The following is a 15,776-nucleotide window of genomic DNA, read 5'->3' as shown; positions in this document are numbered from 1 at the left end:
TGAAGACGAGTGCGCATCGCAATCGCAAGTCGAATTTTTGAGCCTGAGCCCAGTGCGGCGTCCTTCCGGTTGGATGCGCTCGCAAACGGATTCAGCGCAGCTGGCGACGACGTGCGCGTGCTCACGGTTCGTCCCACGGCCGCGAACGAGCGGCCTGGTCCCGACAAGTTTGGCGACGCAGATCGTTCGTACGCGGTGACCCGTTTTCCTGTCTTGCGTGATCGCAGTGGCTATGTGCGCGGCTACCTGCAGTACCTGAGCTTCGATGTGCCCCTGTTCTTCCGAATTCTCTTCGGTCCGAAGCAGGACGCACTGATTGTGGAGCCGCCGCCCACGACGGTCTTTTTTGCCACGCTTGCGGCAAAGATCCGCCGTATTCCGGTGTTTGCATACGCAGCGGATGTGTGGTCGGACGCGAGTGAAAGCACCGGCGCGCCAGATGCGGTCGTGAAGGTCGTGCGATGGTTCGAGCGCTTCGCTTGGAACAGTGCGCGCGGGGTGTTCTCTGTCAATGACGGTGTCACCGACCGGGTACGTGAGATTGCGCCCAAGGCGACGGTGCAGACCGTCGGTAACGGCATTAACACGGAGACCTTCACCCGCGCGGGGCACGTGCCAGCGGCCGCCCAGCAGCTCGCGGCAGAGGCGCCCTACGCGATCTACACCGGCACCGCATCAGAGTGGCAGGGCGCAGAGGTATTCGTGCAGGCGGTCGCCGAGTTGCGCAACCGTGGTGAGGACTTGCGGCTGGTGTTCCTGGGCCAGGGAACGGCCCTGCCCGAGCTCAAGAACACCGCAGCTGAACTCGGGGTTCCGGTTGAATTCCATGATCCGGTCCCGCCGGAGCAGGCTGCTGCGTGGCTGCGTGGTGCCGCGCTGAGCGTGGCCAGTATTCGACCTGGGGCTGGTTACGACTTCGCCTACCCGACTAAGATCTTTGCAGCTTGGGCATGCGGTACGCCGGTTGTGTACGCGGGGCCTGGCCCGGCGCGTGCGGTGCTCAGCGCTACGCCTGCGCTCGGCTTGGGGGTCGATCACGATGTCCCCGCGGTCGCAGACGCATTGCTCGCGGTAATGGACACGAAGCAGGCACACTCTGCGGCTATTGCAGCTTGGGCGCAAGACAACGTCTCGCTGACTGGTGTTGCACGCCGTGCGGTTGAATTTACCCATGCGCGGCTGAACGCCGCGTAAGTTTCCCACACACAGACATATACGAAAGGGTCCCGGGCGGCATTGCCTCCGGGACCCTTTCGTTTGCGCCGTTACTTGGTGAAGAGCTCCACGTGTGGGTTCCAGGTGTCTGCAATGAACTGCTCAGCGTACAGCCCGAGGGGGCTGCCGCCGCGCATCACGTAACGCTGGAGATCTTTCGCCGTTGCCGTGCCGATGAACTCGTTGAGTGCCATTGGGTGGTGTGCAACCGCCTGCGCGCGGATCTTGCGCTCCACGAAGGTGAGGAGACCGAGCGCTCGCAAGACGCTCTTGACCTTGTCACGCTTTGACTGGGCGATGTTCGCTGCGGCGAACCCCTCGAACGTGCTGATCTTCTTGCCGGTGGTCGCCTCGTATCGGCGGTTCACAAAGCGGCGGTACCACTCGCGATCAAGCGTGTAGTCATCGCTGAGTCGGAACCAAGCGCTGAAGCATTCCTTGTCGTACATCGGAAGTGCCCACCGGTAACCAAAGTGCTCGTATGCGCGCACAGAGTTATTGATGTACTTCGTCTGGCGTTCGAGCACGTTCCAATACTCAAGTGCCATCAGCCGGTCACCACGGGTGCCGTTGTAGCTCACTGCTTCCAGGAAGCGGTCGATCTTTGCAATAAATCGATCGTTTTTTAGGAGCGCTTCAACACCTGGGCGGATCGATGAGTGGTGCTCGAGAATCAAGTCCGTAATCTCATCACGGGTGACGAGGCCGGAGTAATCCATCACTTCTTCGTTGTGCATGGCACCGACGACGGTATGGCCGGGCAGGAAGACTGCCCCGTCTGCAATGAGGCCGCGGCGCTTCAACTCGCGGAGCGCGTACCAGTCCTGCACATGAGGAAGTGCGGAGCCAGCGTAGCTCTCCCGAATAAAGTCAGCTGCCTCGGGCGTTGCCCAGGCCTCCCGAATCTCTTCCGGGGTGAACTGAATGAATTCCCAGCGGTACCCGACGGCCTCGGCAACTTCGCGGCTGATCTGAACCTCTGCGGTTTCTGCAACGCCGTAGGTAAACGCGACAACGTTCTCGTAGCCGCGGTCCTTCAGCTCTACAGCGAGCAATCGGGAATCAAGACCACCGCTGAGCGGCAGAACGATCTGCTGTTCGCCGAGCGCGGCGAACATGCGGTCAAGAACGGTCGTCAGGCCCTGCGAAAAGACTGCATCTGCCTCGTCGTCATTTGCGATGCCGGGGACATCGTGTCGGGGGACGGGGTGCAGGTAGCTGAAAGGCGCACCAGACAGGGGCAAGAAGCGTGCTTCACATGACTGCACCTGCGTGATGCCGGTAAAGAGTGTGTCTTCGCCGGTGACATACCCAAGGTTGAGGAACTCGTCAACGGCGGACGGGTCAAGCGGAGCCGTCTTGCTGCCGACTGCTGTGGCGCGTGCTGCTGTCGCAGTTTCGATGTCTTCAGTGACCAAGAATCGATCTGCGCCGCACTCCACAATGAAGATCGGCCAGCTCCGGACGACGTCCTGCGCTGCGACGACGCCGGAAGGGGTCTGCAGGATCGCGCTCCAGTGGCCGGTGAGGTCTGCGATTGCGGGTCGGGTGTTGCCCGCCGCAACGCTCGCGAGCGTGCCCGCGAGCTCATCGACTGACGTCGGGTAGCCGCGCCAGGTGAGAAGACCGTGGGGGGTCTCCTGCTGGTGCCATTCGGGTGAATTCACGTGCACGTCGATCTGCATACCCACCATTCTGCCTGATTGACTTGATTAGACTTGCTGGAAGCGCTGATGAGTCCCATCGGTGCGGTTTGGGCCGTAAGGAGCAGAATGCCACGAGCGAAAGGTCGTCTGCAGACCTATTTGCAGGGCAACGCGTTCCTGAGGAACATCCTTGCGCTGATGTCGGGAACCGCACTCGCGCAGGTCGTTGTACTCGCGATGATGCCGTTCCTGTCGCGTCTCTACACACCTGAGGATTTTGGTCTGCTCGCGTCGTTCGCCTCGGTCGTCGCGATCATCGCTGCAGTCGCCACGCTGAAGTACGACATGGCGGTCATGCTGCCGGAGCGTGACGAAGCGGCGATCTCACTGACGCGTATTGCCCGCTGGGTGTCTTTCTCGCTGTGCTTGGTGAGCACGGGCGTGATCATCGTGATCGCGCCGTGGATTGCGGATCTCATCAACTCACCGGATGTCGCGCCGTGGTTGGCGCTCGCCGGTATTTCGGCTTTCACACTGACTGAAATTGCGATTTTGGGCTACTGGCTCAACCGCAAGAGCCGATACAAGGAGATCGCGTCGAACCGCGTCCTGCAGAGCGGCACGACAGCAGCCTCGCAGCTCGCACTGGGCTTTGTGAAGCCGCTCGGTGCTGGTGGTCTCATCATCGGAACGATCGTGGGCCAGTTGGTTTCCATTTTTGCGTTGCGCCGGAAAACCCCTGAGCTCCGAGCAGGAGAACGGCCGCCGCTTGCGGAGCACACTAAGCTCATGCGCCGGTATCGAAATATGCCGATCTTCAATGCGCCAACCGCGCTCATCGATGCGGTCAGGATGAACGGCATCAATCTGTTGATTGCTGCCGTTTCGGTGAGTGCGCTCGGCCAGTTCTCGATGGCCTGGCGCATGGTCGAGGTTCCCGCAGCGTTGATTAGTGCGGCCCTGTCGCAGGTGTTTTTCCAGCATTTCTCGGTGGTTGAGCGCGGCAACATGCTGAAGTCTGTGCTGTCGAGCATCAAAAAGTCTGCGCTGTTTGGCATTGTGCCGTTTGCTCTCGTGTGGGTGCTCTCGCCGTGGCTGTTCCCGTTTGTACTCGGAGGCGCTTGGGTAGACGCAGGGCACTACGCGCAGGCGCTGGTGCCGTGGCTCTTCATGAATCTCATTACTTCGCCCATCTCGACAATTTTCGTCGTCACCGAGAAGCAGCACATCGCGCTGATCTTCTCGATTCTGTACACGGCAGTGCCATTCGCGATCATTTTGCTCCTGCGTGACACGATTACCACGGCAATCTTCGTCATGGGTGCCGCGATGGCTGTCATGCTTGTCTTGTACATCATCGTCGCGATCTTTGTCGTACGTCGTTTCGACCGGCAACCGGACCCTGAAGCGGTCTAGAGCCTAAGGACCTTTATCCATGCACGTTCTGTTTCTTCCGTCCTGGTACCCGGAGACCGCTGATGATTTCGGTGGCAGTTTCTTCCGTGAACAGGCAGAAGCATTCATCGCTGAGGGGCATCAGGTAGGTGTGCTTGCTGTGCGCGGTTTTCCCGTGTACCAGGCAACAGCGATGCAGGCTCGAAACACGGGAGTGGCCCACGCGAACGAGAACGGTGTCAACGTCACGCGCACTGACGTCCTGTTGCCTGTGCCGAAGCTGCACGCCCTGAACCTGAAGGTCCTGGAACGCCGTTGGACCGCGTTGTTTGAGGAATACGTCGCAGTACACGGTGCGCCAGACGTCTTGCATGCACATGCGATGTTGCCCGCTGGCATTGTTGCATCGCGGATCTCGGAGCGAACCGGCATCCCCTTCCTGATTACCGAACACCGACCGTCCTCGATGACGCTCATGAAGTCGCCTGGCTACCATCGCTCTGCGATGAAGGCCGTACGAAACGCGATTGCTCTCATTGGCGTCGCCCGCGGCTTCGCGGTAGAGCTGAACGAGGCCTACCGCACAGATAAGTGGCATTACCTGCCCGGCCTGCTGTCGCCACAGTTTGAGGACATCCCAACCCGCGACGTCCCAACCGGTCCGTTTGTGTTCGGACACGTCTCTCACCTTGACCCGGGAAAGCGGGTTGACTTGCTCATCGAGTCGTTCGGAAAGGCGTTTGCGAACGATGACTCGGTTCGCTTGCGCATTGCGGGTGGATCGGCACACAAGGCAGCACTTGAAGCGCAGGTCGAACAGCTCGGGCTCACCAACGTCGACCTGGTCGGCGCTGTACCGCGCGAGCACATTGTCGAAGAGTTCTCTCGCGCCAACGTGTTTGTGTTGACGAGCGAGAAAGAAGCCTTTGGCACGGTGCTCTGGGAAGCGATGGCGTGCGGGCTGCCGATCCTGTCAACAGACACCTGGGCTGGCAAGAACGCGGTCACTCCAGAGACCGGGATCATGACCCCGGTTGACGACGGCGATCAGCTCGCTGAGAGCCTGAAGCGGATGTATGCCGAGTTCCCCAAGTATGATTCCGCGAGGATTCGGGAAATCTGCGTTGAACACTGCGGCCAAGAAGTCTTCGTCCGCCAGTACATCGATATCTATGAAAGTGGTGCGGCTCAATGAACGCAGCAGCTCTGAGCAACGCGGGTGCTCCCGCGGTCAAGCACATGATCTACCACGTGCCGTACCCGCTCGACCCGAACGCGAAGGGCGCGAGCGGCATTCGACCGGTACAGATGCGTCGCGCATTCGAGAGCATCGGGTACTCCGTAACGGAGATCGCTGGTGTTGCTGCGGAACGCAAGAAGCAGATCCGCGCAGCGAAGCAGCTGATTCGTCAGGGCGTGAAGTTCGAGTTCGTCTACTCTGAGGCCTCGACAAAGCCGACCGCGATGACCGAGAAGCACAGCCTTCCGACGCATCCCTTCCTCGATTTGAACTTCCTTGCATTCTGCCGCAAGAAGGGCATCCCCGTCGGCCTCTTCTATCGCGATATCTACTGGATCAGCGATATGTACCTCGAATCGGTACCGCGCGTCGTCGCGTTCTTCACGCGTGCGCTCTACCGCTATGACCTGCTGCGCTACAAGCAGGCCACCACCAAGATCTTCCTGCCATCAATGCGCATGGCTGCAGAGATGCCGTATACGAGCGCGGATCGGTGCGTTGCGTTGCCGCCTGCGTCTCCCGTACGTGAATCCCCAGTTCCTGAGTTCGCGGGGGCGAAGGAACGCATGTCGTTGTTCTATGTCGGCGCGCTTGGGAGTTATTACCGCATGCACGCGGCGGTCGAAGGCGTTGAGGCTTCCTCGAATGCCAAGCTCACCCTGTGCACGCGCGAGGACAATTGGGCTTCGGTACGCGACGAATACGAATCAATCATTGGTGACCGCATTCAGATTGTGCATCGATCCGGAGCTGAGCTTGAGCCGATGTATGCAGAGTCGAATATCGGCATGCTCTTCATGGAACCGATTGGTTACCGCGAATTTGCTGCCCCGATGAAGCTCTATGAATACCTCAGCTACGGTAAGCCCATTATCGCGACCGAGGGTTCGCTCGCGGGTGACTTTGTGCGCGAAAACGCGATTGGCTGGGTACTGCCCTACACCGCCGAGGCGCTTACCGAGCTGCTACAGGATCTGCAGGAGCACCCTGGGATGTACGACGAGGTACGAGCAAACGTGCTCAAGGTACGCGAATCGCACACCTGGGAAGCGCGTGCAGCGCAGGCCGCTGAGGCGCTGCGCTAGATCCGCCCGCTGATTTATCACGGAGGCTGCTGGACCCCATGCAAGGAGGCTCAGCGGCCTCCGTCTTGATCTCTTATTCTTTGGTTTCTGGAAGTGTCGCTACTGCTTCGTCCTGGGAAACTTCGACCGGGAGTTCTGGAGACTCATCGTCGGTTTTCTCGAATACCTCTGTCTCAGTCTGCAGATAGTCTCCGGCATAGACGCCAACTACCGCGTATTCGTTCGTCGGTTCTCCCGGCTCGAATGAAAACTCGGTCAGATACAGCAAATGTGTCGTGCCAGGCGCAAGAGCACCTTCATCATCTGGGGTTCCGATGACTCGAATGATGAGTGGGTCGGGTGCGTCACCCTTGAGTGTCTCGGTGGGAACGACCGTCCTACGAGTGAAGGGGAGACCGTGTATTTCAGTGATGTCATATTGGTCAGTGACTTCAGCCACGACAATGAGATCACTCGCTTCGGCAAGCTCTTCGAGGGTGTCATACCCACGCACACGACTGACGTCGTAGCTTTCGCGTGGGCTTGTTACTTCTGCACCGGCTGTACTGCATCCGACCAATCCAAGGAGTGTGAACGGGATGAGGGCGGCCGTGAGGAATTGTGTTCTTGGCATTCCATAGTCCTTAATACAAGTTGTTAATTCCGCGGATGTCGTCGTTCCGCACAGTAGAAATCCCGCATTTGGTAAACCGGTCGTAAGTCCTTGGATGCATGACGGCCATGGAAGAGCAGCTCCCTAGCTCATTGTGGGCAAGTCCAAGGGCATGTCCGACCTCGTGGGTAAAGACGGACCGTCGCTTGTTGTACGAATACGAATCCGTGTGGAATGTGTTCAGCCAGGCAAACGCAGTTGAGGTCCAATTGCCACTCGAACACCCGGGCAGGTAATTCGTTGCTGACTTCATGACACCGTCGAAATTGGTCGGGCCGAAATTACCATTGGCGACAGTGAGGTTAGCTCCGTAATCAACACGTTGGAAGCCGACTTTGGTGTTGTTCCCCCAAGAATTCATGGCATCGACCGCCGCAACATAGTAGTCACGGTGAGTGGTTGCGTTCTTCCAGAGGATTGTCCGGTTCTTCATTTTGCAACCGAGATAGTTTGCTGCTTCGGCAGAATCGGCTGTGCCTATGAAAGGAATTGAAATCGCCAAGGCGACGGCGAGTATTCCTGCCCATGCCTTCTTCATGAATTCTCCTTTGAACAGGCTCATTTAGCTGGTCTTGTCCGAGGGAGCCTATGCGCGGGAAAACACTCGCATGAAAATAGATGCGCGCTGGCGCTCATGCTTCGTCAGAGACGCAAAACGCCCCTCACACCAAAGCAATTTGGGGTGAGGGGCGAAGAGCTGTGCAGGTCGGTGGGGCTGCTTACTTAGCGGTGGCGCCGATCCGCTCAACGATCGCTGCAACCGCGGCAGTGGCCGCGTGGCCCTCGCCGTAGGGGGTTGCGTCGGTGGGAGCGGGCGCAGGGCGAGTGATGGCCGCAGCGATCTCAGCGGGAGTGTTCGCGAGAACGTTCCAGCCGAGCTCGACGGTCTCGACCCACTCGGTCTCGTGGCGAACGGTCGTGCAGGGGATGCGCAGGAGGAAGGCTTCCTTCTGGAGTCCACCGGAGTCAGTGATGACACCGGCGCTCGACAGCACGGCAGCGATGAGCTCGGGGTACGACAGCGGATCGCGGGTCGTCAGCGAGCCGGACTCGAGCGAGATGCCGTGTTCCTCAGCCTTCGCACGGACGCGGGGGTGAGCAAGCAGGACGACGGGCTTGTCAGCCTGCGACAGTGCGCTCACGACCTCCCGCAGACGCTCGGGTTCATTCGTGTTCTCAGCACGGTGGATCGTTGCGACGTAGAACTCACCCTTGGCGAACTCGTCGGTGACCGCGTTGGGCTTCTGCTCAGCGAGCACCGCATCACGAACCTGGTACAGCACGTCGGTCATGACGTCGCCAACGAGGATCGCGCGCTCGGTGATGCCCTCGTTCGCGAGGTGCTGCATCGCGACCTCGGTCGGTGCGAGGCAGAGATCAGCAGCGTGGTCGGTGAGGACACGGTTGTGCTCCTCAGGCATTGCGCGGTTGAACGAGCGTAGGCCCGCCTCAAGGTGTGCAACTGGGAAGTGGAGCTTTACTGCGCTGACGGCAGCGGCGAGCGTCGAGTTGGTGTCGCCGTATACGAGTACGCAGTCGGGCTGGAAGCGCTCAAGCACCTCGTCCATCTGCGCGAGCATACTGCCGGTCTGGACGCCGTGCGAGCCGGACCCAACACCGAGGTGCGCGTCGGGCTCGGGAATGCCGAGGTCACGGAAGAACACGTCAGAAAGCATCGGGTCGTAGTGCTGACCGGTGTGCACAATTACGTGCTCGTGGCCGGCCGCGGTGATTGCGTGTGCAATTGGCGCGAGCTTGACGAACTGGGGCCGGGCGCCCACTACACTCATGATTTTCACGCTTCCAATCTTAGTTCCCTAAGCTTGCAGAAAGACGGCGCGTTCTCCAACCGGTGCAGCGGCAGCCGAAGCAGTGGATACACGAACGGGTGTTTCACGCAGTGGGAAGGGACGCATCATGGCTGAGCTCGTCGGAGAAATGGTCCAGCGAAAGGACCGCATGCCAGCGTTCGTGCGCCGCGGGATGGCCTACCTGATCGGCAATCAGGAGGGCTTCCTGTTCCGCACTGCGCTCCGCCTGAGCGGGCAACACCGAAAGCCAGCACCGCGCCCAACACCCGTGCCAGCGGGCGACAAGCGCGTGCTCATCGGGCCAGCGAACTACGCCGGGCAGGGACATCAGTGGGCGCGTTCACTTGAGACCTGTGCAGGAGTAGGCGCGCGGAATCTCATGGTTTCGGTGCCAGGTGGCATGCCGTTCCCCGCCGATACGACGGTTCCCTTTGGGGTCTACCACCTGTCGAAGCAGTGGCAGGATGACGAGTACGCCGCGGTGCGAGGCTTTACTCACGTGCTGATTGAGGCAGAGAAGCCCATCCTCGGCGGAAAATTCAAGTTCGACCTCGTACGTGAATCAGCGGCGCTGGGGGCGGCAGGCGTCAGCGTTGCCTACATCACTCACGGCTCGGATACGCGAAACCCCGCAGCACACCGGGAACTCACGCCGTGGTCTCCGTTTATGGAGGAGACGCCAGAGACCGCCGCGCTGCAACGCCTCTCTGACAAGAACCGCGCGCTCCTCTCGCGCCTGCCCGGCCCAAAGTTCGTGCCGACACCTGATCTGCTCCTCGACTTGCCTGACGCAAAGTGGGCGCCAGTCGTAGTCGAGCAGGAAAACTGGCGGGGCGCCGGCGCACAGCTCTTCGCGAACGAGGTTCCCCGGGTGGCCCACATCCCCAGTAAGGGATGGGTGAAAGGCACCGACCTCATTGAACCGACGATGCGCGATTTGCACGAGTCCGGAGCCGTCGAATACGTGCAGGTCACCGGCCTGCCATATGCAGAAATGCCAGCTGCCCTCGGTAGCGCAGACATCGTGCTCGAACAGTTCAGGATTGGGAGCTACGGGGCCACGGCGATCGAGGCAATGGCTGCTGGTCGAGTGGTCGTGGGGCACGTGGTGCCGTTTGTTCGCGAACACGTGCGATCAACTACCGGGCTCGAACTCCCCATCGTCGAGGCAACTCCCGATTCATTGGCAGAGGTGCTGCAGGACCTGTTGGCGGATCGCGAGCGCTGTGCAGCGCTCGCCGTAGCCGGTGTGAAGTTTGCCGAGCAGGTGCATGACGGACGCATGAGCGCTGCAGTGCTGATGGAACACTGGGTGTCGCTGTCAGATTCACCGGGTCACGCATAGCGAGAACGGGTAGAATAGCGCCTGTGAAGATCGCTGTAATCGCCACCGGAAAGATCGGCCTCCCCCTTGCTACGCAGTTCGCGAGCATGGACCACGAGGTCGTTGGAATCGACGTCAACAAGGCACTTGTTGACTGCATCAACCGTGCTGAGGAGCCATTCCCCGGCGAGTTCGGTCTTGCAGAGAAGCTCGCCGAGCAGGTGCCGGCGGGCAAGCTGCGCGCAACGACTGACTACGCAGACGGCATTCCCGGCGCTGACGCAGTCGTGATCGTGGTGCCACTGCTCGTCGACGAGGAGACCTGGCAGCCCGACTTCAAGTGGATGGACGCAGCAACGCGTTCACTCGCTGAGCACCTCACTCCTGGCACTCTGATCTCGTATGAGACGACGCTGCCCGTTGGTACCACGCGTAACCGCTGGAAGCCGCTCCTCGAAGAGGTCTCTGGCCTCACCGAGGGTGAAGACTTCCACCTGGTGTTCTCACCTGAGCGCGTGCTTACCGGCCGTGTCTACGAGGACCTCAAGAAGTACCCGAAGCTCGTCGGCGGCCTCAACGAAGCAGGCACCAAGAAGGCGATCGAGTTCTACGAGCAGGTGCTCACGTTCAACGAGCGTGACGACCTGCCCCGCCCGAACGGCGTCTGGGACATGGGCACCGCTGAGGCGGCCGAGATGGCAAAGCTCGCGGAGACCACCTACCGCGATGTGAACATCGGCCTCGCAAACCAGTTCGCGCGCTACGCAGACACCATCGGCGTCGACGTGTACAAGGTCATCGAGGCGTGCAACTCGCAGCCCTTCAGCCACATCCACCGTCCCGGCATTGCTGTCGGCGGCCACTGCATCCCGGTGTACCCCCGCCTCTACCTTTCGACGGACCCCGCGGCAGACATCGTCCGCACCGCACGCAACTACAACGCCACCATGCCGACCTACGTGGTCGATCGCGTCGAGCAGACCATCGGTGATCTGTCGGGCCAGCGCGTCGTCGTGCTCGGTGCTTCGTACCGCGGTGGCGTGAAGGAGACCGCGGTCTCCGGTGTCTTCCCGACCGTTGAGGAGCTCACCGCTCGCGGCGCCATCGTCACCGTGCACGACCCCGTCTTCTCAGACGAGGAGCTCGCAGGTTACGGCTTCGTCGCGCACAAGATTGGTGACGCTGTTGACGTCGCAATCTTGCAGGCGGATCACGCGGAGTACCGCGCGATGGGTCCCGCTGAGTTCCCCGGCATCAAGCTCTTTGCTGATGGTCGTAACTACACCGACCCCGCAGCGTGGAAGGGTGTTCCCCGCATCGTCATCGGTGCTGGGAACTAAGCTCCGCGGGGTGCTCCGGCACCCCGCGCGTCTGCTCAGCTGAGCAGTCGAAAGCGGCCTGTGGCAAGCGGATCAGCAGTGATTCAGCTTGTCACAGGCCGCTTTCGTGTGCGCGCCGAAGACTCAGCCTGCTGTTTACCCCCGCCTACGCGGAGGGGCCACCACGCGAATCGTCACCGCCTGCTGAGCGATCCGCCTGGAAGCTCTGCTCAGCGAGGTCCATGAGCTCAGCAACACGGAGGCTGTTGCGACGGTACTCATCGAGTTCGTCCTCGAGCTCCGTGATGCGGTTCGTGAGCGCTTCGAGCTGTGCGCGAGTCCCCGCAGGACGGGTGCGCATGAATAGACGCTTCAGACGCTGTCGCATGGAAACCTCCGGGGTAGGGAACGGATGTTCAGAGAGCACGAATCGCACGCCGTATGGTCGGCGAGCCATCGTTGGGATCTCAGTTGCCGGCGTGACATATTCAAATGACAGGCCAAACTTGTGTGCCGCATTGGCAAGCTCGAACTGGTTGAGATGCCAGGTCGTTGGATCTGCAAACGTCACGTCCTCGGCTGGCGATGCATAGAGCGTTGCGTAGGCTGATCCGCCCGACCGCAGTGCCATGCGAATGAGCCGGAGCAGATTCTCGCGCGCGAGGTGTCCGAGTTGCTCGAACACATGGTTTGCGACGACGTCGAAGCTTCCCGTGATGTCGTTCTGCTGTGGCGCAGCAAGGGAGAGCGTGCGGTACAGATTGACGTGCGCGGTGTCGAACGGCGTTGCTGCTGCGGCGGATCGCTCCTGCGCAAGCTGCAGCGCAGCGTAAGAATAATCGGTGGCTATCACCCGGCGGCCATCCGCGGACCCAGCTGCGGCGAGACGCTCACTCAGCGCGCCGTTGCCCGCACCAAACTCGAGGAGCACGGGGGACGTGAGCTCGGCATTCTGCTCGAGAATCCAGTTCGCCCCGTCAACCCAAAGTAGGTCAGCCTCGGTGCTACGGTTCAAGTACCATGCGTTCCAGAAGTCACGTCCGAAATGGAACGAACCAAACCACGCGTTGAATCGGCGCGAAGTCGACTCAGGGGTCTGTAGCCGATACCCGGGGATCGGCGTCCGCCAGTTCTCGTCATAGTTGATGACGAGCCAGGCTTCAGGATCCGCCGGTGCCGGGAACTCGCGGCCAGCGATCGTGACGGTGCCAAACGGCAGCATTTGATCTTCGCGCAAATCACCGCGGACGTGGAACGGCTGATTCATCTTGCCATCGTCGGTGAAAAACGCGGTGAAGACGTCGACATAGTGGTCAACCAGGCCCGACTGCGTGCGGAAGTACAGCTGCATATGCGTTGCGCTGTGGCGCACCAGCTCATACCCCAGGTCGATGAGGGCGTGGCCGACGCGGAAGCCTTCGCGTGCGACGTCAGCGGGATTCGTGAACTCTGAGAGGTAGGCGACGTCAGCGTCGTCGTCGTGGGGGAGGAGCGCTCCCTCACGGATGCCGCCGAGCAGGGTGCCGCCCACGACGAACGGGCGAAGCCCCATGTCGCGCAGGTGGCCAATGATCTCTGTCGTGCGATCGAGAATTCGGTCCTGCACGCCCGGGTTCCCTGCCTCAAGCGTTTTGCCGAGCATGCCCCACTTGTTCACCGCGAGGGGAATGCCGTCCGCATCACGCACCTGGGCGCGGATCTCGTCAGCAGAAAACTCCACCTTGCCCTCGGCGAGCACCTTGTTTGTCGCGCTGTCCAGGATCGTCAGGTCTGTGTGTCCGCGTAAGTAGGGGCGCAGGGAATCTGGCCACGGGAACGAATTCTCATCGGTTCGTTCGTTCTCGACAAGGTCAATCGACCACACACGATCGCCGTCGAAACAGACGTCGACAGAACGCACTGCGTCGGAAATCGAAGGCAGCGTGAGGGCAGAAAAGTTTACAGTGAGAGCCATAAAGTAGGTAGTTCTGGGCCAGTTTGGCTACCAGAACTACCTACCTACCCTAGTCGCTTTGAGCTGTGCACAAACTCCAACGGGCGCCCGGGTGAGTACCTGGGCGCCCGTTGGAGATGTGAAACTGCTAGCGACCCTCGAAGGTGGCCTGCCACTCTTCAGGAGTGGTCAGGCGTGGCATCGCCGCACGGTATTCGGCCGCGAGGCGGTCCCAGTCCTTCACGATCTTGCGGTTGAGCTGGGTTGCTTCACGAAGCAGACGGCGGAACTTCGCCTGGTCGTGGCGGTACCACATCTTGCCTGCGCCATCAGCAGAACCAACGATGACGCTTTCGTGCTGCGGGATGGTCCACCAGAACGCATCGCGCTTGGCGTACTCGAGTTCTGGTTCGCGCGCCTCGGTCTCTGACGACTTGCGGAGCCAGGCATTCGGGAGCCGCTTTGCCGTGAAGAGCGCGAGCTTTGCGCCGCCAAACGCCTCAGGACGCTCACCTACGTGCGGAAGCGCTCGGCCGCCGCTCGAGGTGGGGGCATCTACATCGCTCGTGCGATAGACGCGGGTCTCGGGGTAGTCCTTCGCTGCAGCACGCGCGGCAGGCATGTCTTGCGCCATGGTGGCGTGGAGCTGTTCGGGGCCCGCAAGCACCGAACGCATGCCGTCAACCGCGAGCTGCACCGCGTAGTACTGCATGTTCAGCAGCTGCTTCACGTTGATGCGGTTGAGGTTCTTCAGCATGCCGCGACCGCACTGCGGGGTCGCGTGCAGCAGACCTGCAACGATGCGGTTGCGGGTGTGGAAGAACGACTGCCAGTCTTGCGTGTCGTCCTTATCAAGCCAGGAGACGTGCCAGAGCGCGACGCCGGGAAGCGAGACCGTACGGTACCCGGCAGCCTTTGCGCGCAGGCCATACTCTGCGTCGTCCCACTTAATGAAGACCGGAATCGAGAGACCGATGTCTGCGATGACCTTCTTCGGAATCATGCACATCCACCAGCCGTTGTAGTCGGCGTCAAGGCGCGAGTGCATCCAGGGAGTCTGGCGCAGATTCTGCTTGCGGAAGTCATGACGGTGCTGTTCAGGGAACGACGGACCCCAGACGAACGCGTCATTCCGAACAACCTCTGCCCATGCGTGCATGACGGGCTTGTCGAGCAGGTCAAACATGTGACCGCCAACGATGACCGGGTTACGGCTGAAACGGCCGAACTGGAGCGCGCGCAGCGCACTCTCGGTCTCGAACTCGATGTCATCGTCGAGCAGTAGGAGGAAGTCAGTGTCTTCGCGCTTCAGCGTCTCCGCCATCGAGCGTGAGAAGCCGCCAGATCCGCCAATATTTGGCTGGACAATGAGCTGCAGCTTGTCGCCGAGCTGCGCCGCGATCTCTTCGAACCCAGGTTCGTCAGCAACCTGCTGTGAACCCTGATCAACCAGGAAAATGCGGTCGAGGTTCTCGAGCAGCGTCGGGTTTGCTGCAATGTTTCGTAGCGTCACGACGCAGTAATCGGCCTTGTTAAAGGTCGTCATGCCGAGGCTGAGCTTGCCCTCGGTGACGGGCGTTGCCTCAGTCGTCCAGCTGCCGTGCACGAGCTTGAGATCTGCATCGCCTGCGACAAGATCGAACCAGAGCCAGCCGCCGTCACCGAACATGGTGAGGGGGAGCGTGAACTCGGTGTCGGTCTTGCCGGTCACCAGCGCGGAGTCGACTCGCTGCTGAGCGCCGCTCGCGTTCGAACGGTACACGAGGATCGTGCCGGTGCCTTCGGTCTGCAAACGCAGGGTGACTTCGGTGACTGTCGTCCAGCGCTGCCAGTACGACGCAGGGAAGGCGTTGAAGTACGACGCATACGAAACGCGCTCGCCAGCGCGGACACGGGTGCTTTCGCGGGACAGCACGCTGTCGATGCTCGCAACCTCGCTGAGGCGAACGGGAGTCTCGTCAACCTCAGTCCAGGTTTCAGGGTCTGCATACAGCGGCAGCACGTCTGGGTCTTTGGTCTGCGGGAACACAACATGCTGGAGCGTAGTGGTCATAACAGATGATTCTACCGAGGGGTGCTGGCGGAGCGCAGTGAATGAGCGGATCTTGCGGTTGATTTACCAAAAGTTCAACCATTTCTTGCGAAAACCTGCTGTG

At 60.6% G+C, this 15,776-nt stretch carries 12 protein-coding genes; 6 read left to right on the top strand and 6 right to left on the bottom strand.

All coding sequences use genetic code 11. The features are described 5' to 3' along the window. The first annotated feature begins 9 nt into the window (after positions 1–9). Positions 10–1,194: a glycosyltransferase family 4 protein gene (locus tag ICM05_RS03130; protein ID WP_188023121.1), complete on the top strand. Its 1,185-nt coding sequence runs from the start codon at positions 10–12 to the stop codon at positions 1,192–1,194. A gap of 71 nt (positions 1,195–1,265) precedes the next feature. Here ICM05_RS03130 and ICM05_RS03125 read toward each other — a convergent pair whose 3' ends face one another. After that, positions 1,266–2,900 (bottom strand): asparagine synthetase B family protein, encoded by a 1,635-nt coding sequence (locus tag ICM05_RS03125; protein WP_188023120.1) that lies wholly within the window; start codon positions 2,898–2,900, stop codon positions 1,266–1,268. A gap of 87 nt (positions 2,901–2,987) precedes the next feature. Between ICM05_RS03125 and ICM05_RS03120 the strand changes: the two genes are divergently transcribed. From ICM05_RS03120 to ICM05_RS03110, 3 genes are read left to right on the top strand one after another with little or no spacing between them, the layout of a single operon-like run. Beyond that, positions 2,988–4,277: an oligosaccharide flippase family protein gene (locus ICM05_RS03120; protein ID WP_188023119.1), complete on the top strand. Its 1,290-nt coding sequence runs from the start codon at positions 2,988–2,990 to the stop codon at positions 4,275–4,277. Between the two features lie 19 nt (positions 4,278–4,296). Further along, the gene (locus ICM05_RS03115; protein ID WP_188023118.1) at positions 4,297–5,451 is read left to right on the top strand and encodes a glycosyltransferase; all 1,155 of its coding nucleotides are present in this window, start codon (positions 4,297–4,299) and stop codon (positions 5,449–5,451) included. Further along, a complete protein-coding gene (locus ICM05_RS03110) occupies positions 5,448–6,581 on the top strand; it encodes a glycosyltransferase (protein ID WP_188023117.1) in 1,134 nt (377 codons plus the stop codon). Before ICM05_RS03115 ends, ICM05_RS03110 begins: the two co-directional genes overlap by 4 nt. A 73-nt stretch (positions 6,582–6,654) precedes the next feature. On the opposite strand, the gene ICM05_RS03105 is transcribed toward ICM05_RS03110, so the two are convergent. The 3 genes from ICM05_RS03105 to wecB form a co-directional block, all read right to left on the bottom strand. After that, on the bottom strand, positions 6,655–7,194 hold the full coding sequence (locus ICM05_RS03105; protein WP_188023116.1) for a hypothetical protein: 540 nt from the start codon (positions 7,192–7,194) through the stop codon (positions 6,655–6,657). A 10-nt stretch (positions 7,195–7,204) separates the two neighbouring features. Then, positions 7,205–7,771: a matrixin family metalloprotease gene (locus tag ICM05_RS03100; protein ID WP_188023115.1), complete on the bottom strand. Its 567-nt coding sequence runs from the start codon at positions 7,769–7,771 to the stop codon at positions 7,205–7,207. Between the two features lie 181 nt (positions 7,772–7,952). After that, positions 7,953–9,032, bottom strand: coding sequence for a non-hydrolyzing UDP-N-acetylglucosamine 2-epimerase (wecB, locus tag ICM05_RS03095; protein ID WP_188023114.1), 1,080 nt, complete (start codon positions 9,030–9,032; stop codon positions 7,953–7,955). A gap of 118 nt (positions 9,033–9,150) precedes the next feature. Between wecB and ICM05_RS03090 the strand changes: the two genes are divergently transcribed. Both ICM05_RS03090 and ICM05_RS03085 read left to right on the top strand, forming a co-directional pair. Then, positions 9,151–10,389 carry a glycosyltransferase gene (locus tag ICM05_RS03090; RefSeq protein WP_188023113.1) on the top strand — a complete coding sequence of 413 codons (1,239 nt, stop codon included), beginning with the start codon at positions 9,151–9,153 and terminating at the stop codon, positions 10,387–10,389. 23 nt (positions 10,390–10,412) lie between these two features. After that, complete coding sequence (locus tag ICM05_RS03085; RefSeq protein ID WP_188023112.1) at positions 10,413–11,708, top strand: nucleotide sugar dehydrogenase; 1,296 nt, start codon at positions 10,413–10,415, stop codon at positions 11,706–11,708. 145 nt (positions 11,709–11,853) lie between these two features. Here the strand turns inward: ICM05_RS03085 and ICM05_RS03080 are convergent, their stop codons facing one another. Then, positions 11,854–13,641 carry a class I SAM-dependent methyltransferase gene (locus tag ICM05_RS03080; RefSeq protein ID WP_188023111.1) on the bottom strand — a complete coding sequence of 596 codons (1,788 nt, stop codon included), beginning with the start codon at positions 13,639–13,641 and terminating at the stop codon, positions 11,854–11,856. Positions 13,642–13,768: 127 nt separating this feature from the next. Continuing rightward, complete coding sequence (locus ICM05_RS03075) at positions 13,769–15,673, bottom strand: glycosyltransferase (protein ID WP_188023110.1); 1,905 nt, start codon at positions 15,671–15,673, stop codon at positions 13,769–13,771. Positions 15,674–15,776 lie beyond the last annotated feature (103 nt).

It is taken from the genome of Leucobacter sp. cx-42, assembly GCF_014529985.1.
GTDB lineage: Bacteria > Actinomycetota > Actinomycetes > Actinomycetales > Microbacteriaceae > Leucobacter.
The sequence above is the reverse complement of the archived record's forward strand: the minus strand, read 5'-3'. Positions and strand labels throughout refer to the sequence as shown.